This is a genomic window from Micromonospora sp. NPDC005254 (assembly GCF_042872525.1).
In the GTDB taxonomy this organism is placed as follows: domain Bacteria; phylum Actinomycetota; class Actinomycetes; order Mycobacteriales; family Micromonosporaceae; genus Micromonospora.
In genome coordinates this window covers 128,340-147,118 of the sequence record NZ_JBIAKM010000002.1, presented here as the reverse complement: position 1 = coordinate 147,118, position 18,779 = coordinate 128,340, and the positions used below count along the sequence as shown (strand labels likewise).

Sequence of the window (18,779 nt, the reverse complement as noted above, 5' to 3'; positions counted from 1 at the left end):
CCGCCTGCGGCGGGTCGTCCGGCTGAAGAGGCTCGTCGCACGCCTGCGATCCTGCCATCCACCGCCGACATTCCGGGTGTGCCGGTCAGGCCATGTTCACGTACTGGGTCACGAAGGCCGCCACCGCGTCGGCGATGAGCTGTACGGCGATCGCGGCCAGGAGCAGGCCGGCGATCCGGGTCAACACCTCGATGCCGCCGGGGCGCAGGATCTTCACGATGCCGCCGGAGAAGCGCAGCACGATCCAGACCGCGACCATGACGGCGAGGATGGCCGCGGCGATGGCGGTGAAGTCACCCAGCCCGTCGGCCTGCTGGACGAAGAGCATGGTCGCCACGATGGCGCCCGGACCGGCCAGCAACGGGGTGCCCAGCGGCACCAGCGCGATGTTCGAGGTGACCTGCTGGCTGGGATCGTCGGCCTTGCCGGTCAGCAGCTCCAGGGCGACGAGGACGAGCAGCAGGCCGCCGGCGGCCTGCAACGCGGGCAGGTCGACGTGCAGGTAGTCGAGCAGGGTCTGCCCGGCCACCGCGAAGATCACGATTACGCCGAGAGCCAGCGCGACGGCCTGCCAGGCCGCCCGGTTGCGGTCCCGTGCGGGCAACGGCCCGGTCAGCGCCAGGAAGATCGGCATCATGCCCGGCGGGTCGGTGATCACCAGCAGGGTCACGAAAACCTCGCCGAACAGCTTCAGATCCACGTGATCAAAATAGCCGCGCCCTGGTGGGCGAAATACCCGGATCAGCCCGAAGCGACCTCGGTCACCCCGGCGGCGACGATCCGCTCGTACGCCTCGACGCCGGTGGTGAACGCGCCGAGCTGGACGCTCTTGTGGGTGCCGTGAAAGTCGGAGGAGCCGGTGACCAGCAGGCCCAACTCGGCGGCGAGCGCGCGTACGTGCGCCTGCTCGGCCGGGCTGTGGTCCTCGTGGTCGGCCTCCAGGCCGGCCAGCCCGGCGGCGGCCAGCTCGGCGATCAGCTCGTCGGGCACCACCCGGCCGCGTCGGGTGGCGCGGGGATGGGCGAAGACCGGTACGCCCCCGGCGGCCCGGACCAGCCGGACCGCACGGAAGACGTCGATGTCGTCCTTCGGCAGCCGGTACCGCTCGCCCAGCCAGTCCGGGCCGAACGCCTCCCGGGTGCTGGCGACCAGACCGGCGCGGATCAGCGCCTGCGCGATGTGCGGGCGACCCACCGTGCCGCCGCCCGCCCCGGAGAGGATGTCCGGCCAGCTCACGTCGATGTCGTCGGCGCGCAGCAGCGCCACGATCCGTTCGCCGCGTGCCTCGCGGGCGGCCCGCACCCGGGTCAGCTCGGCGACCAGCTCCGGGTGGTCCGGGTCGAACAGGTACGCCAGCAGGTGCAGCGGCACCGGCGGCTGCGCGCCCGACCAGTGGCAGGACAGCTCGGCGCCTCGGATCAGGCGCAGACCGGGCGGCAGCGCCCGTACGGCCGGCGCCCAACCGGCGGTGGTGTCGTGGTCGGTGATGGCCAGCACGTCCAGACCCGCCTCGGCGCCGGCGCGGACCAGGTCGGCCGGGCTCAGCGTGCCGTCGCTGGCGGTCGAGTGGGCGTGCAGGTCGATCCGCGGCGCGGGGCCGGTACGCGAGGTCACCTCCCGACGCTACCCAGCAGACCCGAATCCGGCTCGCGTAGGTGCCGGCCAGCCGTAGAGCGCGGCCCTCAGCGCGCGCCGGCCCGTGCGCCAGGCCGTGGGCCCGCCCGTGCGCCAGGCCGTGGGCCCGCCCGTGGGCCAGGCCCCCGCGGCGCAGGGACGGGAACGCCGGCCAGCGAGCCGAGGCGATCGATCGCAGCGCGGGACGCCGCGACCACTCCGGGGAGCGACCCGGGTGCGGATCAGGAGCCGGTGACCAGGACCGGCCGGTCACCGGGCTGGAGGCCGGCCACGGGCACCGGCTCGGCCGGTTGCCCGGCACGCACCCGTTCGACGTCGACCTGAACCAGCTTGCCGGCGCTGTCGACGTAGGAGACGTCCGTCCGGGTCGTCCAGGCGACAGCGCCACTCAGCGCCGGGCCGGCCGGCATGGCGTTCAGCGTCGTCCCGAGCCGCTGCAGATCGACCAGGAGGGCCCGGTCGCTCGCGCCGACCTTCCCGTTCACCAGAAGCCACCGCCCGTCGTCGGACACACCGCCCGCGCCGTCCAGGCTCAACTGTGCGCCGCAGGCGGTGCGTACCGGTTTCAGAGCCCGCTTCGGGTCGAGCGCCGCCAGGCAGGTCCCACCCGGCCCGCTCGCGGACACCTGACCGATCAGCCGCCCGTCGGGCAGCGCACCGTAGACGTTCAGGGTGCCCCGCTCGGACACCGCGGTCAGCTCCCCCGCGCCGGGCCGCCACAGGGCGTGGGCCGGCCCGTCCCGGTCGAGCCGGACCAGCACGCTGTTTCCGACGAACCGGACGGGTTCCGCGCCGTCCGGGACCGGAATGCGTACCGTGCCGATGAGCTGGCTCCCGACCACCCCCGCCACGAGCAGGTCCTTGCCGTCGCGCCAGGCGACCTGGCTGGCGTCCGGCGCGAGAACGATCTGGCCCGCGCCGGCCAGCAGCACCTGCACCAGGCCGTCGTCCTGCGCGACCCAGAGGGAACGGCCGGCGGTGGTCGGGGCACCGACCACCAGCAGACCGGCGCCGCTGGGCCGGCTGTGGGCGCGCTCGGCGGGGCCGACGCTGGGCAGCGCCAGCCGCTTGCCGTCGGCGTTGATCAGGGTGCCGTCGAGGAGCAGACCGGCGGGCGTTCCGGGCGACGGCGCGGGTGGGGCGACGGCGGCCGAGGGGAGCGGCCGGACGGACAGATCCGGATCGCCGATCACGACGATGGGCGGGCCCTGCCGGCCGGTCTCGTCGGCGAGCTGCGTCATGCCGGCGCCGATCAGCACGGTGGTGACCATTCCGAGCGCGACACCGACACCGGCACGCCGCCGTCGGATCCGCTTGGCCCGGCGGATGGCCTGACCGGCCGGGTCGGCGGTCAGTGGACGGGCGACGGCGACCTGGTGCGAGAGAGTCTCCCGCACCGCACCTTCCAGCTGGTCACGTCGCACCTGGTTAGGACGCTGCGGACCGCCCGTCAGGTTGTCGGGCCGCCGGGGGAATGCGCTCACTGCTGGTCCCCGGCGCCGGTGCCGACGGGCACGACCGCCGGAGCGGTGGGCAGCTCGACCGCCGGTGCGATCGGGCGGGGCACGGACGGGCGGGGTGCGACCGCGCCCGGCCCGGCCCGGCCGGCCGCCGGACGCGGCGTCACCGCGGCACGGCCCCCCGCATCCCTCCCGTCCGGACCAGGTCGGGCAGCGTCGACACTTCGGCCAGCTCGCGCGGCGTCGCCCCGGCCGGAGAGGGCAGCGCCACGGTCCCGACCCGAGAGGGCAGCGCCACGGTCCCGACCCGAGAGGGCAGCGCCACGGTCCCGACCCGAGAGAGTGGCGTCGCGGCTCCCGGCGGAGAGGCCGGCGTCGCGGCCCCGGCCGGAGGAAGCGGTGTTGGCGCTCCGGTCCGTCCCGGGGGCGTCGGCCAGGTCCGGGGTGGCGGCGCCCATCCGTCGGCGCAGCGTGGCCAGTGCCCGGGAGGCCTGGCTCTTCACCGTGCCCGGCGAGATGTCCAGCAGCGCTGCCGTCTGTGCTTCCGACATGTCCTCGTAGTAGCGCAGGACGAGCACCGCCCGCTGCCGGTTGGGCAGCTCCCTGAGGTGCCGCCAGAGCAGGTCGCGGTCGAGCTGCTGCTCGATCTCGTCGACACCGGGCCGTTCGGGCAGCACCTCGGTGGGGCGCTCACCGTGCCAGCGTCGCCGCCACCAGCTCGTCGAGGTGTTGACCATGACACGACGGGCGTACGGCTCGACCGCCTCGATCCCGCCGAGCCGCTTCCAGGCGAGGTAGGTCTTGGTCAGCGCCGTCTGGAGCAGATCCTCGGCTGTCGCCCAGTCGCCGGCGAGCAGATAGGCGGTACGGAGCAGAGCGGCGGAGCGAGCCGCGACGAACTCGCGAAACTCCTCCTCCAACGGGTCCCTGCTCGCCACCGCACACCTCCGCACCCACACCGTCCTGGCAGAGTGCCACGTCAGAGGCGTGCCGGTCCATGACGAAAGGTGCGCACTTGCTCCGATGTTCGGACGAAAACTTTCACGCCCCGTCGTCGGCCTTGGCCTCGTCGGCCTCCTTGCCCAACCGCGCCTCGACCGCCTGCGGCTCGTACATCTCTTCCACGACTCGCAGGTACAGCTCGTTCGGGTTGGGCAGGTTCTTGATCTCGCGCAGCGCCTGCTCCTGGCCGGCGGACTCCAGCACGAAGGTGCCGTAGTTGAGTGCGCGGCCGGTCGGCGTCTGCTCGTACTTCATGTCGGTGACCCGGACCAGGGGCATCATGGCCACCTTGCGGGTGACGATGCCGTTGACCACCATGACCCGCTTGTTGGTCAGGATGAACCGGTCATACCACCAGTCGGCGACTCTCCAGGCCACCCAGCCCATGACGGCGAACCAGAGCAGCACCGCGATGGTCGTCAGCGCGCCCACGTTGTTGCCGGCGAGGAAACCGGACAGGTAGCCGAGCACGAACGTCGCCGCGATGCCGATCAGGATCGGGTTGGTGAGGTGGATCCAGTGCCGCTTCCACTCGCCCCGGTAGCGCTCGGTGGGGAAGAGGTAGCGGGCGACCAGCGAGCTGGGCTCGTCTTCCAACGGAAGCACCCGCCGGGGAGTCGCCCCCGTCGCGTCGGCACGCAGCCCCGCGAGCTCGTCCTCGGAGATCTGCGGTGGCTGGTAGGCGGCCTCGGGATCACGGATCCAGCCCCGGCCGGACCGCCCTTCGCCGGCGTAGCCGGGCCCTTCGCCGTAGCCGACGTCGTCCGAAAGGGACGGCCCGTCGGACAGGCCGGGACCGGCTCCGTAGCCCGGGCCGTCATCCGGCCCGATCCGCGGTATCGGCTCGGTGTCGCGCTCGCGACGTTCCCGGTCGGGGTCGTCCGGGTCGAAGGGTGGACCGGAGGGGCTGCCCATCGACGGTTAGGCGACGAGGCTGGTGAAGAAGTCGCCGAACCCCTGGGCGATGTCCATGATCCCGCCGCCCAGCGACTTGAAAACATCAGCCGCAGAGTTTGGCCGATAGGCGACGAAGAAGATCAAGAATGCGATTCCGGCCCAGGTGAGGACCTTCTTGACCATGGCGGGCCATCCTCTCGCGCGGCGCCGGGTCCCATTACCGCAGCGGCACCCAGAGTATCAGTGTGGTGTCGTACAGTGAAGATCTGCGTCCGTTCTCCGTCAAACCCGGAAGGTTGTCAAGCCCTCCCGGACAGGTACGGGGATGGTGCGCCGTACACGAGCTCGGGCGGAGTCCACTCGGTGAGGTCGTGCAACACGACGTCTTCCGCGAGGAGGTGACCCGCACTCGCCGGCCAGGCTATCGCATGCAGCCACATTCCCCGAGCCTCGCCGGCGTACGCGCTTCGATCCGTCGGAGAATTCACCAGCCACAGTGGAGTCGGGTGCCCGCCGACGCGGATCCTGGCCTGCCCCACGTGCTCGGGATGCCCCGGTCCGGGGTCGGTCAGCGCGTCGACGAGTTCCGGTCCGGGATCCGGGCCGGCCAGGCCGGCGAGCCGGGTGCCCAGGCCGACGCCCGGCTCCTCGGCCACGAAGACCAGATCCGCCGGACCGTCGTCGAGCGGCGCCGGCCCCGCGCAGGCCACCGCGGTCGCCCGTACCCCGGTGCGGTCGTCACCGGCGTACGCCACGCCGGTGAGGGTCCAACCTGGTGGCAGCGGCCACGGGCACCACAGCGGCGTCCCCGGTGGACCCGCGGTCGCGGCGATCCGCTCCACCACGCTCGCGACGATCTCCGCTCCGATGTGTTCGGGCACGTGCAGCGGCGGCACGGGACCGCAGCGCAGGCACCTCGACTCCGTGTGCATCAGATCCGGCGCCCGTACCGGGCCCCCGCATCTCGGACAACTCACCGCGACACTCACAACCCCACCGTCACCCGGCATCGCTGGCACGTCAAGCCGGAAACGCCCGATTGCGCCGACGGGGCGAGGGTCAGTCCGGTGGCGGGCCGGCGTGCGTGCGGATCCACGCGTGCATGGCGATGCCGCTGGCCACACCCGCGTTGATGGACCGGGTGGAGCCGTACTGGGCGATGGAGTAGAGCGCAGCGCAGGCGGCGCGCGCGGGCTCGGACAGGCCGGGCCCCTCCTGGCCGAAGAGCAGCACGCAGTCCCGCGGCAGGACGCCGGTCTCCAGCGGGCGGGAGCCGGGCAGGTTGTCGATGCCGAGCACGGGCAGCCGCCGCCCCGCCGCCCAGTCGACGAACTCCTCGATCGTCGCGTGGTGCCGGACGTGCTGGTAGCGGTCGGTGACCATCGCGCCGCGCCGGTTCCACCGTCGCCGTCCGACGATGTGCACCTCGGCGGCGTTGAAGGCGTTGGCGTTGCGCACCACCGTGCCGATGTTGAAATCGTGCTGCCAGTTCTCGATGGCGACGTGGAAGCCGTGCCGGCGTCGGTCCAGGTCGGCGACGATCGCGTCGTGTCGCCAGTAGCGGTAGCGGTCGACCACGTTGCGCCGGTCCCCCTCGGCCAGCAACTCCGGGTCGTAGCGCGGGTCCTCGGGCGGGTCCCCCGGCCAGGGGCCCACGCCCACCTCAAGCTGGTCGTCGGTCACGGTCATCAGAGGGTACGGGCCACCTCGGCGTCCGCCGCGACGGCCCGCCGACCTCAGCCGAGGCCGAGCGCGTCACCCAGCCGGTCCAGGAACCGTTGGTCGGCGGGGCTGGCCGGACGTCCGCCGGGGCCGGGCACCGCCCGGCAGACGCGGGCCGCGACCGACTGCACCCACTGGCGGTACGCGGCCGAGTCGGCGGGATCAGCGCGCCGGCGCAGGACCCGAACGGCCGCCCGGCACGCGACCAGCAGGTCCACCAGGTCGGTGAGTCGCTCGACGGGCGCCGGGGCGCCGTCGTGGCGGGCGTAGATCGCGGCGACCACGGCACGGACCAGATCACTGTCGAACCCGCGGCCGGCAGCCACCGCGTCCAGACCCGCGAGGCCCGCCATCACCCCCCGCTCCGGGCGGCCGGCGCCTGGCGCTGCGGCGGCCACGAGCACCCGAGCGGGCAGGCTGGTGAGCAGGTCCCACTCGGCGGCGGAGTAGACGGCGGTGGTCAAGGGTGCGGCGCGGCGGCCGGCAGAGGGCGGCTCTCCGGCGACGGAGTGGCTCATCGGAACCTCCGGCGCCAGCATAAGCCCCGAAACGGGCGACGGGCCCCCTCCCCGACAGAACCTGCTGTGCGGGATGGAGGCCCGTGCCTCGGCGGCGGCGACTCCTGCTCAGCGCCGCCGGGGGTTCAGCGCGGGTTCGGGAAGCTGGGCCGCTCCGGGTCCACTCCCTCGGCGACGGCGTCGGCCGCGTACTCCCGCTTGGGGACCATGACCTTGCGGCGGAACACGCAGACCATGGTGCCGTCCTGGTTGTAGCCCCGGGTCTCCACGGACACGACGCCACGGTCTGGCTTGGAGCCGGACTCGCGCTTGTCCAGCACCGTCGTCTCGCCGTAGATGGTGTCGCCGTGGAAGGTGGGCGCCACGTGCCGCAGCGACTCGACCTCCAGGTTGGCGATGGCCTTGCCGCTGACGTCCGGCACCGACATGCCGAGCAGCAGCGAGTAGATGTAGTTGCCGACCACCACGTTGCGCTTGAACTGGCTGGCCGTCGCGGCGTAGTGCGCGTCCATGTGCAGCGGGTGGTGGTTCATGGTGAGCAGGCAGAAGAGGTGGTCGTCGTACTCGGTGACGGTCTTACCCGGCCAGTGCCGGTAGACCGCGCCGACCTCGAACTCCTCGTAGTAGCGGCCGAACTGCATCCTGGTCCCCTTCGACGGGCGGCGATGGAGTTCGGCACAGCATGCCTTACCGATGGTTAAGGCGACGGTCGGGGCCGGACCCCGGCGGAAATGTCACACCGGTCACTCACCCGAGGGGAGACGCAATGAGCGGCGGGGCCCTCCCCGGCACCCGCCGCCCACGCTCTGATGTGAGGAATTCTGCCCTACGACGGCGTAGGTTCGACAGAGATCGAGGTCACATTTATCTTTTTGTAACACTACTCTGCGTGACGGAGAGCGGGGTGATCAGCGATCTCCGCAGGCCGGATACCTCCTCGTCAGGGCTCAAGTTACCGATTCGTAGCGCTCGATCGGGTGGATCTCCTTGGAACCGCTCCCATCACCGCAGGTCACGCAAGTGCGTCATGCACTTGCGTTCCGCAGGACGGGATGAACTGACGCAGTTCGATGGCCGCCGAGGGCCCCGGGCAGCCCTGCGCACGTTTCGTGCTGGACGGCCCGGGAATTCGATACGGTCAGCCCTGGTTCTACGGGACGCAGACAAACCGCGGTGATCGGAGAGTGCAATGGCAACCGTTGAGCTGACCTCGGCGAACTTCGACGAGGTGACCGGCAACGACGGCATCGTCCTGGTCGACTTCTGGGCCGACTGGTGTGGTCCGTGCAAGCGGTTCGCCCCGGTCTACGAGCGCTCCTCGGAGAAGCACCAGAACATCGTCTTCGGCAAGGTCGACACCGAGGCCCAGCAGGAGCTGGGTGCGAAGTTCGACATCCGGTCGATCCCGACGATCATGGCGATCCGCGACGGCGTCATCGTCTTCGCCCAGCCGGGCGCGCTTCCCGAGTCCGCGCTGGAGAACCTGATCGAGCAGGTCGAGGCGCTGGACATGGACGACGTCCGCAAGCAGCTGGCCGAGCACAACCACTGAGCCGTCCCCGTGACGGCGCGCGAGGGCCGGGCCCGGTCGGGTCCGGCCCTTCGTCGTACCCGGGCACCGGCGCGTGATCATCGACCTGGGCAGGCGGAACTGGCCATCGGTGGGACCCCGCACGGCCGGTACATCCCGTATCGTCACGACCCGATGGAGACCCTGACCACCCGCGGGCGCGCGACCCGGCTGGGCGCGACCGCCCTCGGTCTCGTCCTGCTGCTGCTCGGCACCTTCTGGGGCAGCGACGACGACTTTCCGTTCGGCCCGTTCCGGATGTACGCCACCTCCAACCCGCCGAACGCCCCCGCCCCGGACACCCGCGTGGAGGGGGTGAACAGCGCCGGCGCGGTGGTCGACCTCGACCAGGGCGCCACCGGCATCCGCCGCGCCGAGATCGAGGGCCAGCAGGACCGGTACGCAGCCGACCCGACGCTGCTCGCCGAGGTGGCCGACGCGTACGCCGAACGCCACCCGGACGCCCCGGCGCTGGTCGAGGTCCGCATCGTCATCCGCTGGCACGGCATCCGCGCCGGCCGACCCACCGGGCAGCACACCGACGAGACCGTGGTCCGCTGGCAGGTCTCCCGATGAGCGGCTGGCTGACCGAGGCGGTGCCGCGCGGCCGGATCGCCGCCTTCCGCACCCTGATCTACCTCTTCGTCGCCGCCGACCTGGTGGTCTTCACCCCATGGGTACGCACCAGGGCCAGCGTGCCCGGTGAGCTGTACCAGCCCCTGCTGATCGGCCGGCTGCTCCCGCTGCCGACGCCGACGCCGACGGTGGTGGCGGTGATCTTCTGGGTGCTGCTGCTGCTCACCCTGCTCGCCGCGACCGGCCGGGCGCCCCGGCTGCTCGGCTGGTCGGTCTGCGCGCTCTACCTCGAGTGGATGATCATCGCGATGAGCTACGGAAAGGTCGACCACGACCGGTTCGGGCTCCTCGTCGCACTGGCCGTGCTGCCCACCGCCGGCCGGGCCCGCCACGGCGACACCACCCGCACCGAGGCCGGCGGCTGGGCGCTGCGGGTCACCCAGATCGCGGTGATCTGCACGTACTTCCTGGCGGCCTGGGCCAAGCTGCGCTTCGGCGGCCTGGACTGGCTGACCGGCTCGGTGCTGGCGCGGGCCATCATCCGACGTGGCACCGACCTGGCGGACCTCATCGCCCAGGTGCCGTACCTGCTGATCGTCGCCCAGTTCGGCATCGTGGCCTTCGAACTGTTCAGCCCCGTGGTGTTCCTGCTGCCGGCCCGCTGGCGACTGGCCATGGTCGGCTTCTTCTACTCGTTCCACGTGGTGACCATCGCGACCATCACGATCTCGTTCGCACCCCACCTCGCCGCGATGACGAGCTTCCTGCCGCTGGAGCGGGTCCGCCCGCTGGTCTGGGCCCGCCGGTTGACCGGCCGCGAGACCCCCGGCGCACCGACGGACGCGCCGGAGCCGGCCCCACCGAACGCCGACCCCGAACCACGCGATCAGGCCCCGGCGGACGCCGGCACGGAGCCGGCGCGGCTCGGGGATCAGGCCCCGGCGCTCGGGCGGCCGGCCGGCCCGTAGAGCCGCTCCCGGGCCTCCTGCGGCAGCGAGCACGCCGCCGTGCCGCCCGGGAGCCGGTGCCGGTTGCGCGCCACCCAGCGGTACGCGGGCCAGGCCACGGCGCGCGCCGGCGGAAACCGCAGCCCCGCTCCGGCGACCCGCCAGAGCGGACCACTCGCGGCGAGCAACTTCGCGATGGCGTCCGGCCCGGCGGCGCGTGAGCCATCCGCGCCGACCCACTGCACGGCCTCCTCGCACTGGGCGGCCGTGAGGCCGAGCGCGTCCAGATCGGCGAACTGCCAGGGCACCACCCGGGCGGCGGTGGGGATGCGGCGTTCGATGAACTCCGCGCAACTCGTGCAGAACGCGCAGTCCCCGTCGTAGACGAAGGTCGACCTCTCCATGGCGTCCATCCTCCCCCGCGCGACCGCCCGGTGGGCTCCGGTGTCCGGCGAGTCACTTGCGCGTGCCTCGTACACGTGTTCGAATAGTGGCCATGCGCTGGGACAACCTCACCGCTCCCCCGGTTGAGGGAGACCCCGAGCGGGCAGCGCCAGCGACGCCACCCCTGCCGCTGGCGCTGCCCGGCGCCATCGTGCGCACCTTCGACACCCCTGAGTTCGCCGGGATGACCTTTCACGAGGTGCAGGCCAAGTCCATCCTCAACCGGGTGCCCGGCCAGTCCCGCGTGCCCTTCGAGTGGACGATCAACCCGTACCGAGGATGCAGTCATGCTTGTGTTTACTGCGTATCGGGCGACACCCCCATTCTGATGGCGGACGGACGCACGAAACCGATCAGCGAGCTGGAGTCGGGCGACCGCATCTACGGGACCGAGCGACGCGGCGCCTACCGCCGATACGTCGTCACCACCGTCCTCGACAAGTGGTCCACCGTGAAACCGGCTTATCGCGTCACCCTGGAGGACGGCACGACGCTCGTCGCCAGCGGGGACCACCGCTTCCTGACGGAGCGAGGCTGGAAACACATCACCGGCGGCATGTTCGGCGCCGATCAACGGCCCTACCTCACCACCAACAGTCGCCTGATCGGCACTGGGGCGTTCGAGACAACTCCGAAGGCCTCCCACGACTACCGTCGCGGCTATCTCTGCGGCATGGTGCGCGGCGACGGAACCATAGGCACCTACGCCACAGGCAGGAGCTGGAGTCACCAGTTCCGCTTGGCGCTCGCGGACAGCGAGGCCCTCGATCGTACCGAGCGGTATCTGAAGGAAGAGGGCGTCGACACAAGCCGCACCTCCTTTGGCCAGGCCAGGCCCGACCGGCGGCCGATGGAGGCGATCCGCGCCTCGGGAAAGCAGAAGGTCGATGCAATCAGGGAGATCGTCCAATGGCCGCAGCATTCGACTCCTGACTGGCAACGAGGGTTCCTTGCTGGCATCTTCGATGCCGAAGGCAGTTGCAGCCAGGGCATCCTGAGAATCGCCAACTGCGACGATCAGGTCCTCAGCCACACGACGGAAGCACTGCGCGCCTTTGGATTCGCCACCGTCCTCGAGGACCGGAGGCGGACGAACCGCCTGCGCTATGTACGGCTGACCGGCGGTCTCCCGGCGCGGTTGCGCTTCTTCCACCTGACCGACCCGGCCATCACTCGCAAGCGTTCGATCGCGGGTGCCGCTCTGAAATGCAAGGCCGCACTCAGGGTTGTCGACATTCAAGCGCTCGGGCTGGAGTTGCCGCTGTGGGACATCACCACCGGCACCGGCGACTTCATCGCCGACGGAGTCGTGAGCCACAACTGCTTCGCCAGAAACACCCACACCTATCTCGATCTTGATGCCGGTGCGGACTTCGACCGGCAGGTGATCGTGAAGGTCAACGCCGGTGAGCTGGTACGGCGGGAGCTGGCCGCGCCGAAGTGGCGGGGCGCGCACGTGGCCATGGGCACCAACGTGGACTGCTACCAGAGGGCCGAGGGGCGTTACCGGCTGATGCCGCAGATCATCGCGGCCCTGCGCGACTTCGCCAACCCGTTCTCGATCCTGACCAAGGGCACGCTGATCCTGCGAGACCTGCCGCTGCTGCGCCAGGCCGCCGAGGTGACCAGAGTCGGCATCTCCTACTCGGTGGGCTTCGTCGACGAGCAGCTCTGGCGTGGCGTCGAGCCGGGCACGCCGCACCCGAGCCGCCGGCTCGACGCGGTCCGCCGACTCACCGACGCCGGCTTCGAGGTCGGGGTGCTGATGGCGCCGATCCTGCCCGGGCTGAGCGACGGCGACGAGTCGATCGACGCCACCGTGTCGGCGATCGCGGCCGCCGGGGCGACCAGCGTGACGCCACTGGCGCTGCACCTGCGCCCAGGCGCCCGGGAGTGGTACGCGCAGTGGCTCGCTCGGGAGCACCCGCACCTCGCGCCCCGCTACCGCGAGCTCTACCGGGCCGGCGCGTACGCCCCGCAGCCGTACCAGCGGGAGCTGACCGCCCGGGTGCGGATCGCGGCCCGCCGCCACGGGCTGCACCGGGGCGAAGTGGGTGACAACCGTCGGCTGCCCGAGCCGCCCCCACCGCCGGCCGCCGAGCAGCTGACCCTGCTCTAGCCAGCAGGCGGCGCTACAGTCGGCGGGTGCGCACCGCTCAGCAGATCCTCGCCGACTCCGCCGTCATCGCCGTCGTCGGCGCGTCGCGCGACCCGCGCAAGGCCGCGCACGGCGTGCCGTTGCAGATGCAGCAGTACGGCTGGCGGATCATCCCGGTCAACCCGACAGTCGACGAACTCTTCGGCGAGCGGGCGTACCCGACGCTGGCCGACATCCCGCACCCGGTGGATCTGGTGGACGTGTTCCGGCCGGCGGCCGACGCCGTGCAGGTCGTGCGGGACGCGGCGGCGATCGGCGCTCCGGCCGTCTGGCTGCAACTGGGCATCGTCTCGGCCGAGGCGCGACGGATCGCCGAGGCGGCCGGGATGGACTACGTCGAGGACCGCTGCCTCATCGTCGAGCGCGCCGCCGCCGGCCTGACCCGGCTCGGCTGATCCCGCGTCGGTCCGACGGGCTGGCCGACGGCCGGACGGACCGGAAGCCGTCGACAGGCCGGTGGGCACGACGTGAGCGGCCGGCATTGGCACGAACATCTCGTCGTCGAGCGCGCCGCCGGCCTGACCCGCTTCACTGGGTTCCCGGTGGTCGTACGCTGCGGGCATGGTCATCCCGCGGCGCGGCCGCGTACCGGCGCTGGGCGACGGGCTCTGGCCGCGCCGGATCCTGGCTCTGACGGCCGGGTTGGTGGTGACGGCCGGGGTCGCCGGTGGGCTGCTTGCGCCCCCTCGGATCAACCCGTCCACCGCCAGCCTGGCGGTCTGGTCGGCCATCGGCATGCGGTGGCTGACCGGGCGGTGGTGGCCACGGCGGACCGGGCATCTGCGCTGGCGGGAGCGTGCCTCCGGCCTGGACGCCGTCGAACCGGGCCTGGTGGCACGCCGGTCGCTCGCCGGGTGGGTCGACCTGGCGGCCGGTGCGACCACGCTGCTCGCGATCGGAGGGTGGCTGATCGCCAGCCTGCCCCCGCACGGCCGGTGGGTCGAACTGACGCGGCCGGTGCTCGCCGTCGGGGTCGCGGCCTGGCTCGGTCGTGGGGTCTACGAGGAGACGCGCTTCACCGGAAGGCTGGCGCTGACCGCCAGCGAGATCCGGCACGGCCGCCAGATCGTGGACTGGACGAACATCGACCGGGTCAGCCCGCACCGGCGCGACGGCCGGCTGAACGGGGTGCGGCTGCGGCCGGCGGTCTGGCAGTCGCTGCGGCCGGCGCCGGTGGTCGGCGGCCGGGACACGGCGGTGCCGGAGGACCGGCTGATCGCCGCGCTCGAGGACTACCGGTTCCGATCGCGGGAGCTGGCCGTCGAGCCGGATCAGGGGCAGCTCAGAGCTTGTACTCCTTGAGCAGGCCGCGGGAGATGATGGTCTTCTGGATCTCCGAGGTGCCCTCGCCGATGAGCAGGAACGGGGCCTCGCGCATCAGCCGCTCGATCTCGTACTCCTTGGAGTAGCCGTAGCCGCCGTGGATGCGGAACGCCTCCTGCACGACCTCCGCGCAGTACTCCGAAGCGAGCAGCTTGGCCATCCCGGCCTCGACGTCGTTGCGCTGGCCGGCGTCCTTGAGGCGGGCGGCGTTGACCATGAGGGCGTGCGCGGCCTCGATCTTCGTGCCCATCTCGGCGAGCTTGAACGCGATCGCCTGGTGCCTGGCGAGCGGCTGGCCGAAGGTCTTGCGCTGCTGGGCGTACGCGACGGCCAACTCGAAGGCGCGGATGGAGATGCCGCAGGCGCGGGCGGCCACGTTGACGCGGCCCACCTCGATGCCGTCCATCATCTGGTAGAAACCGCGGCCCACCTTGTCGGCGCCGCCGAGGATGGCCGAGTCGGGCACGGTCACCCCGTCGAGCACCATCTCAGTGGTCTCGACGCCCTTGTAACCCATTTTCTCGATCTTGCCGGGGATGGTGAGGCCGGGGGCTGTCTCGCCGAAGCCCGGTTCCTTCTCCAGCAGGAAGGTGCTCATGTTGCCGTACACCGACTCGGCGCCGGTGTCGGTCTTGACCAGGGTGGCCACCACCGAGGAGTACGCCCCGTTGGTCAGCCACATCTTCTGCCCGTTGAGCACGTAGCTGTCGCCGTCGCGAACGGCCCGGGACTTGATCGCCGAGACGTCGGAGCCGGTCTCCGGCTCGGACATCGAGAAAGCGCCACGCACCTCGCCGGTGGCCATCTTCGGCAGGAGGCGGGCCTTCTGCTCGGCGGAGCCGTGCTGGGAGATCAGGTACGCCACGATGAAGTGGGTGTTGACGATGCCGGAGATCGACATCCAGCCCCGGGACAGCTGCTCCACCACGAGGGCGTACGTGAGCAGCGACTCGCCGAGCCCGCCGTACTCCTCGTCGATGGTGAGGCCGAACAGCCCCATCTCGCGCATCCCGTCGAGGATGTCGGTGGGGTACTCGTCGGCGTGCTCCAGCCGCTGGGCGTGCGGGATGATCTCCTTGTCGGCGAACTCCCGGACGGTCTCCAGGATCGATCGCTGCACATCGGTCAGGCCGGGCGTCTGGGCGAGTCGGGCCATCTCAGCCTCCGGGGATCAGCGCACTACTCATGGGTAACTGAACGCTCGGTCAGTATCGGCCTCCGGGTCGGCAAGGCCAAGGTGACCAGTCCACACAACCGCTGTGAAAAGGTTCACCGCTGCGGGTACCGTCCGGCAAGAAGGACTTTTCCGGCACCGGCAGGAGGAGGACAGCCGTGAGCTACCCGCCACCGTCGGGCCCCCCGGGGGACGAGCCGCCGCCGTCACCCTACGAGCCACCCCGGGACCAGTCGCCGTACGCGCCACCGCCGGCCGGCCAGTCGCCGTACCCGCCGCCGCCGGACCAGTCGTCGTTCGGGTCGCCGGAACGCTCGCCGTACGGGCCCCCCGCCGACGAGCCGTCGCCGTACGAGCAGCAGAAGCCGCACCAGCCGGCGCACTGGGGGCAGCAGCCGCCGTACCCGCCGCAGGGCCCCTACGGCCAGTACGGCCCGCCGCCGTCCGGACCCGGTCGGGGCACCAACGTGCTGGCGATCCTGTCGCTGGTGTTCGCCTTCGTGTTCCCCCCGGCGGGCGCCGTGCTCGGCCACGTGGCCAAGCGACAGATCCGCACCAGCGGTGAGGACGGCGACCAGCTCGCCACCTGGGGGCTGATCCTCGGCTACGCCTTCACCGCGCTGACCCTGCTGGCCTGCTGCGGCTGGCTGGCGCTGGTCATTTTCAGCAGCACCGGTGACAGCGGCGGCTACTGACCCGCCCGGCCGATCAGCGGAAGCGCGCCTCCCGGACGCTGTTGCCGCCGTCCACCACAAGCATCTGGCCGGTGATGTACGAGGCGGCCGGCGAGCAGAGGAAGCTGATGGCCGCGGCTACCTCGTCCGGGGTGCCCGGCCGACCGACCGGTGTGCCCAGGCCCTGCTTGATCTCGGCCATCGTGGACGCCGCCGTGTAGATGGTGCCGGGCGCCACCGCGTTCACGGTCACCCCGTCGGCGATCATCTCCATGGCCAGCGCACGGGTCAGCCCGACGACACCGGCCTTCGCGGCGGCGTACGCGGCCTCGGTGGGCAGAGCGTTGACCGGCCCGGCGGTGGCCGCCAGGTTGACGATCCGCCCCCAGCCCCGCTCGGCCATCCCGCCGATGAACGCGCGACTGCACAGGAACGCGGTGGACAGGTTGCGGTCGATCTCGCCGCGCCACTCGTCGTAGGTCAGCTGCGCGACGGGGCGCAGCACCCCCTGGCTGGCCCGGCTGGCCAGACCGGCGTTGTTGACCAGCACCTCGACGTCACCCAACTGCTCGGCGACCGCGTCCGCCAGCGCGCCGACCTCGGACTCGTCGGTCAGGTCCGCGACGAACCCGGTCGCCCCCAGCTCACCGGCCCGCTCGTGGATGCGCCGGGTGGTGCTGACGATGGCCACCCGCGCCCCCAGGTCGGCGAGCCGCCGGGCGGTGGCGTAGCCGATGCCGTCCGGGCTGCCGGCCCCGGTCACCAGGGCGACCCGACCGTCGAGCCGCATGGTCACCGGGTCCGCGAGTGCGACCGGTTCGTCGGGGCCGGGTGCGCCGGCCGGCGTGGCCGCCCGACCGCGGCGGCCCGCACCCGGACGGCTCACGTCCCGTCGCGGTCGGCTGCCGGAACGGTCCGCGGCGCGCGCGTCTATTGCCATGCCAGGGATCCTGCCCGTTACGACCGGCCCGAGCAACGCGGCACCCGGTAGCGGGGGCATCGGGTTTGGGCACCCCTGGCTACTCTGACGGCGCACCCGAGCCGACGGAGAGTTCGCATGACCAATCCCCCACCCCCCGGCGGTTGGACCGACCCCACCTGGTCGGCTCAACCGTCGAGCGCGCCGCCGGACCCGACCCTGGTGGCCGGCCAGCCGATACCGACCCAACCCAGCCCCGCAAACCCGTACGCGCCGGTCGACCCGTACGCGGGTGGGCAGCTGCCGCCGGGCGCGTACGCGCCGCCCGGCTACCCGCCGCACCCCGGTTACGGGTACCCGCCACCGCCGAAGACCAACGGGCTGGCCATCGCGGCGCTCGTGCTGGCCCTGGCCGGCCTGACCACCTGCGGCATCACCGCGCCGATCGGGGCGATCCTCGGCCATGTGGCGCAGAAGCAGATCCGGGTCAGCGGCGAGGGCGGCGAGGGAATGGCGAAGGCCGGCATCATCGTCGGCTGGATCGTCACCGCGCTGATGGTGCTGGCGATCGCGTTCTACGTCGTCGCGATCGTCTTCGCGGTCACGACGGGCGCCGGCAGCGACAGCAGCTACTGACTCGGTCGTCGGGTCCGCGTACCGCCGGCTGGTAGGCCGGGTCGGCAGCGGGCGGCTACCGACCCGGCCCGAGGCGTCACTGCGCCGGTGGGGTGAACGACGAGGTACGGCTCATCCCGGCGGCGCGGCCCTTGGCGGCGATGACCAGCGCCATCTTGCGGGACGCTTCGTCGATCATCTCGTCGCCGAGCATCACCGCGCCGAGCTTGCCGCCGGCCTCCGAGGTGTAGTGCTCGTACGCGTCGAGGATCAGCTCGGCGTGGTCGTAGTCGGCCTGGGCCGGCTGGTAGATCTCGTTGGCGGCGTCGATCTGGCCCGGGTGCAGCACCCACTTGCCGTCGAAGCCCAGCGCCGCCGACCGCTTGGCCACCTCGCGGAACGCGTCGACGTCGCGGATCTGCAGGAAGGGGCCGTCGATGGCCTGCTTGTCGTGCATCCGCGCGGCCATCAGGATCCGCATGAGGATGTAGTGGTACGGGTCGCCCGGGTAGTCCGGGATCAGGCCGCCGACCACCAGCGACCTCATGTTGATCGACGCCATGAAGTCGGCCGGGCCGAAGATGATGGTCTCCACGCGCGGCGAGGCGGCCGCGATGGCGTCCACGTTGACCAGACCCGCCGCGTTCTCGATCTGCGCCTCAATGCCGATCCGGCCTACCTCAAGGCCGATCGTCTTCTCGATCTGGGTGAGCGTCAGGTCCAGCCACTGCACCTGGGCGGCGTTCTGCACCTTCGGCAGCATGATGCAGTCCAGGTTCGCGCCGGCGCCCTCTACCACCTCGATGACGTCCCGGTAGGTCCACGGGGTCGTCAGGTCGTTGACCCGGACCACCCGGGTCTTGCCGGCCCAGTCACCGTCGTTGAGGGCGGCCACGATGTTCTTGCGCGCATCCGGCTTGGCCAGCGGCGCCACGGCGTCCTCCAGATCGAGGAAGACCTGGTCGGCGGGGAGACCCTGGGCCTTGCCGAGCATCTTGACGCTGGAACCCGGCACGGCGAGGCAGGACCGGCGGGGACGACCGACTGCGGCCATGAATGCGCTCCTCTTCCAGCGATCGGCGAGCACGCCGACGCCACCTGACTCCGAAGAAAACTTAACGATCCCAAAGGGCGTGGTGACGTCA

22 protein-coding genes are annotated in these 18,779 nt (G+C 71.6%); 8 read left to right on the top strand and 14 right to left on the bottom strand.

Annotated features, from left to right (window positions below):
- Positions 1–85: 85 nt before the first annotated feature.
- The 10 genes from ACFYPR_RS06295 to ACFYPR_RS06250 form a co-directional block, all read right to left on the bottom strand.
- The gene (locus ACFYPR_RS06295; RefSeq protein WP_354855908.1) at positions 86–700 is read right to left on the bottom strand and encodes a MarC family protein; all 615 of its coding nucleotides are present in this window, start codon (positions 698–700) and stop codon (positions 86–88) included.
- 41 nt (positions 701–741) lie between these two features.
- Positions 742–1,614, bottom strand: a complete 873-nt coding sequence (locus tag ACFYPR_RS06290) for a PHP domain-containing protein (protein ID WP_387258846.1) — start codon at positions 1,612–1,614, stop codon at positions 742–744.
- A gap of 242 nt (positions 1,615–1,856) precedes the next feature.
- Positions 1,857–3,059: a hypothetical protein gene (locus ACFYPR_RS06285; RefSeq protein WP_387258844.1), complete on the bottom strand. Its 1,203-nt coding sequence runs from the start codon at positions 3,057–3,059 to the stop codon at positions 1,857–1,859.
- Positions 3,060–3,115: 56 nt separating this feature from the next.
- Positions 3,116–4,033, bottom strand: a complete 918-nt coding sequence (locus ACFYPR_RS06280) for a SigE family RNA polymerase sigma factor (protein ID WP_387258842.1) — start codon at positions 4,031–4,033, stop codon at positions 3,116–3,118.
- Between the two features lie 103 nt (positions 4,034–4,136).
- On the bottom strand, positions 4,137–5,012 hold the full coding sequence (locus ACFYPR_RS06275) for a PH domain-containing protein (protein ID WP_354855912.1): 876 nt from the start codon (positions 5,010–5,012) through the stop codon (positions 4,137–4,139).
- Positions 5,013–5,018: 6 nt separating this feature from the next.
- Complete coding sequence (locus tag ACFYPR_RS06270) at positions 5,019–5,177, bottom strand: hypothetical protein (RefSeq protein ID WP_007455302.1); 159 nt, start codon at positions 5,175–5,177, stop codon at positions 5,019–5,021.
- A gap of 116 nt (positions 5,178–5,293) precedes the next feature.
- Positions 5,294–6,004, bottom strand: a complete 711-nt coding sequence (locus ACFYPR_RS06265) for a DUF6758 family protein (protein WP_354855913.1) — start codon at positions 6,002–6,004, stop codon at positions 5,294–5,296.
- Positions 6,005–6,053: 49 nt separating this feature from the next.
- On the bottom strand, positions 6,054–6,677 hold the full coding sequence (locus ACFYPR_RS06260; protein ID WP_354855972.1) for an RNA methyltransferase: 624 nt from the start codon (positions 6,675–6,677) through the stop codon (positions 6,054–6,056).
- Positions 6,678–6,730: 53 nt separating this feature from the next.
- Complete coding sequence (locus ACFYPR_RS06255; protein ID WP_354855914.1) at positions 6,731–7,255, bottom strand: hypothetical protein; 525 nt, start codon at positions 7,253–7,255, stop codon at positions 6,731–6,733.
- A gap of 104 nt (positions 7,256–7,359) precedes the next feature.
- Positions 7,360–7,875: a MaoC family dehydratase gene (locus tag ACFYPR_RS06250; protein WP_354855915.1), complete on the bottom strand. Its 516-nt coding sequence runs from the start codon at positions 7,873–7,875 to the stop codon at positions 7,360–7,362.
- A gap of 548 nt (positions 7,876–8,423) precedes the next feature.
- Between ACFYPR_RS06250 and trxA the strand changes: the two genes are divergently transcribed.
- The 3 genes from trxA (at position 8,424) to ACFYPR_RS06235 (ending at position 10,348) form a co-directional block, all read left to right on the top strand.
- The gene (gene trxA, locus ACFYPR_RS06245) at positions 8,424–8,786 is read left to right on the top strand and encodes a thioredoxin (RefSeq protein ID WP_030329190.1); all 363 of its coding nucleotides are present in this window, start codon (positions 8,424–8,426) and stop codon (positions 8,784–8,786) included.
- 153 nt (positions 8,787–8,939) lie between these two features.
- Positions 8,940–9,380, top strand: a complete 441-nt coding sequence (locus ACFYPR_RS06240) for a hypothetical protein (protein WP_354855916.1) — start codon at positions 8,940–8,942, stop codon at positions 9,378–9,380.
- Entirely contained in the window at positions 9,377–10,348 is a 972-nt protein-coding gene (locus ACFYPR_RS06235) for an MFS transporter permease (protein WP_363936677.1), read from the top strand. Before ACFYPR_RS06240 ends, ACFYPR_RS06235 begins: the two co-directional genes overlap by 4 nt.
- Here the strand turns inward: ACFYPR_RS06235 and ACFYPR_RS06230 are convergent.
- Positions 10,312–10,731 carry a DUF393 domain-containing protein gene (locus ACFYPR_RS06230; RefSeq protein WP_354855918.1) on the bottom strand — a complete coding sequence of 140 codons (420 nt, stop codon included), beginning with the start codon at positions 10,729–10,731 and terminating at the stop codon, positions 10,312–10,314. The two genes, ACFYPR_RS06235 and ACFYPR_RS06230, sit on opposite strands and share 37 nt — an antisense overlap.
- A gap of 92 nt (positions 10,732–10,823) precedes the next feature.
- Here ACFYPR_RS06230 and ACFYPR_RS06225 point away from each other — a divergent pair, with 92 nt between their 5' ends.
- The 3 genes from ACFYPR_RS06225 to ACFYPR_RS06215 all read left to right on the top strand — a co-directional run bounded on the left by ACFYPR_RS06225 (position 10,824) and on the right by ACFYPR_RS06215 (position 14,231).
- Positions 10,824–12,890, top strand: coding sequence for an intein-containing Rv2578c family radical SAM protein (locus ACFYPR_RS06225; protein WP_387258839.1), 2,067 nt, complete (start codon positions 10,824–10,826; stop codon positions 12,888–12,890).
- Positions 12,891–12,916: 26 nt separating this feature from the next.
- Positions 12,917–13,324 carry a CoA-binding protein gene (locus tag ACFYPR_RS06220; RefSeq protein WP_355066732.1) on the top strand — a complete coding sequence of 136 codons (408 nt, stop codon included), beginning with the start codon at positions 12,917–12,919 and terminating at the stop codon, positions 13,322–13,324.
- A 166-nt stretch (positions 13,325–13,490) separates the two neighbouring features.
- Positions 13,491–14,231: a hypothetical protein gene (locus ACFYPR_RS06215; RefSeq protein ID WP_355066731.1), complete on the top strand. Its 741-nt coding sequence runs from the start codon at positions 13,491–13,493 to the stop codon at positions 14,229–14,231.
- Here the strand turns inward: ACFYPR_RS06215 and ACFYPR_RS06210 are convergent.
- Entirely contained in the window at positions 14,212–15,408 is a 1,197-nt protein-coding gene (locus tag ACFYPR_RS06210; RefSeq protein WP_354855922.1) for an acyl-CoA dehydrogenase family protein, read from the bottom strand. The two genes, ACFYPR_RS06215 and ACFYPR_RS06210, sit on opposite strands and share 20 nt — an antisense overlap.
- A gap of 176 nt (positions 15,409–15,584) precedes the next feature.
- On the opposite strand from ACFYPR_RS06210, the gene ACFYPR_RS06205 reads away from it, so the two are divergent.
- Positions 15,585–16,121, top strand: a complete 537-nt coding sequence (locus tag ACFYPR_RS06205; RefSeq protein ID WP_387258836.1) for a DUF4190 domain-containing protein — start codon at positions 15,585–15,587, stop codon at positions 16,119–16,121.
- Positions 16,122–16,134: 13 nt separating this feature from the next.
- Here the strand turns inward: ACFYPR_RS06205 and ACFYPR_RS06200 are convergent, their stop codons facing one another.
- Entirely contained in the window at positions 16,135–17,040 is a 906-nt protein-coding gene (locus ACFYPR_RS06200) for an SDR family NAD(P)-dependent oxidoreductase (protein WP_363936685.1), read from the bottom strand.
- A gap of 117 nt (positions 17,041–17,157) precedes the next feature.
- On the opposite strand from ACFYPR_RS06200, the gene ACFYPR_RS06195 reads away from it, so the two are divergent.
- Complete coding sequence (locus tag ACFYPR_RS06195; RefSeq protein WP_387258833.1) at positions 17,158–17,655, top strand: DUF4190 domain-containing protein; 498 nt, start codon at positions 17,158–17,160, stop codon at positions 17,653–17,655.
- Positions 17,656–17,731: 76 nt separating this feature from the next.
- Here ACFYPR_RS06195 and ACFYPR_RS06190 read toward each other — a convergent pair whose 3' ends face one another.
- Entirely contained in the window at positions 17,732–18,688 is a 957-nt protein-coding gene (locus tag ACFYPR_RS06190) for a CoA ester lyase (protein WP_354855926.1), read from the bottom strand.
- Positions 18,689–18,779 lie beyond the last annotated feature (91 nt).

Bases quoted from the DNA above. Each gene is read 5' to 3' on its own strand.
- ACFYPR_RS06275 (WP_354855912.1), bottom strand. From the start codon at position 5,012: ATGGGCAGCCCCTCCGGTCCACCCTTCGACCCGGACGACCCCGACCGG.
- ACFYPR_RS06270 (WP_007455302.1), bottom strand. From the start codon at position 5,177: ATGGTCAAGAAGGTCCTCACCTGGGCCGGAATCGCATTCTTGATCTTC.
- ACFYPR_RS06265 (WP_354855913.1), bottom strand. From the start codon at position 6,004: ATGCCGGGTGACGGTGGGGTTGTGAGTGTCGCGGTGAGTTGTCCGAGA.
- ACFYPR_RS06255 (WP_354855914.1), bottom strand. From the start codon at position 7,255: ATGCTGGCGCCGGAGGTTCCGATGAGCCACTCCGTCGCCGGAGAGCCG.
- ACFYPR_RS06250 (WP_354855915.1), bottom strand. From the start codon at position 7,875: ATGCAGTTCGGCCGCTACTACGAGGAGTTCGAGGTCGGCGCGGTCTAC.
- trxA (WP_030329190.1), top strand. From the start codon at position 8,424: ATGGCAACCGTTGAGCTGACCTCGGCGAACTTCGACGAGGTGACCGGC.
- ACFYPR_RS06240 (WP_354855916.1), top strand. From the start codon at position 8,940: ATGGAGACCCTGACCACCCGCGGGCGCGCGACCCGGCTGGGCGCGACC.
- ACFYPR_RS06235 (WP_363936677.1), top strand. From the start codon at position 9,377: ATGAGCGGCTGGCTGACCGAGGCGGTGCCGCGCGGCCGGATCGCCGCC.
- ACFYPR_RS06230 (WP_354855918.1), bottom strand. From the start codon at position 10,731: ATGGAGAGGTCGACCTTCGTCTACGACGGGGACTGCGCGTTCTGCACG.
- ACFYPR_RS06225 (WP_387258839.1), top strand. From the start codon at position 10,824: ATGCGCTGGGACAACCTCACCGCTCCCCCGGTTGAGGGAGACCCCGAG.
- ACFYPR_RS06215 (WP_355066731.1), top strand. From the start codon at position 13,491: ATGGTCATCCCGCGGCGCGGCCGCGTACCGGCGCTGGGCGACGGGCTC.
- ACFYPR_RS06210 (WP_354855922.1), bottom strand. From the start codon at position 15,408: ATGGCCCGACTCGCCCAGACGCCCGGCCTGACCGATGTGCAGCGATCG.
- ACFYPR_RS06200 (WP_363936685.1), bottom strand. From the start codon at position 17,040: ATGGCAATAGACGCGCGCGCCGCGGACCGTTCCGGCAGCCGACCGCGA.
- ACFYPR_RS06195 (WP_387258833.1), top strand. From the start codon at position 17,158: ATGACCAATCCCCCACCCCCCGGCGGTTGGACCGACCCCACCTGGTCG.
- ACFYPR_RS06190 (WP_354855926.1), bottom strand. From the start codon at position 18,688: ATGGCCGCAGTCGGTCGTCCCCGCCGGTCCTGCCTCGCCGTGCCGGGT.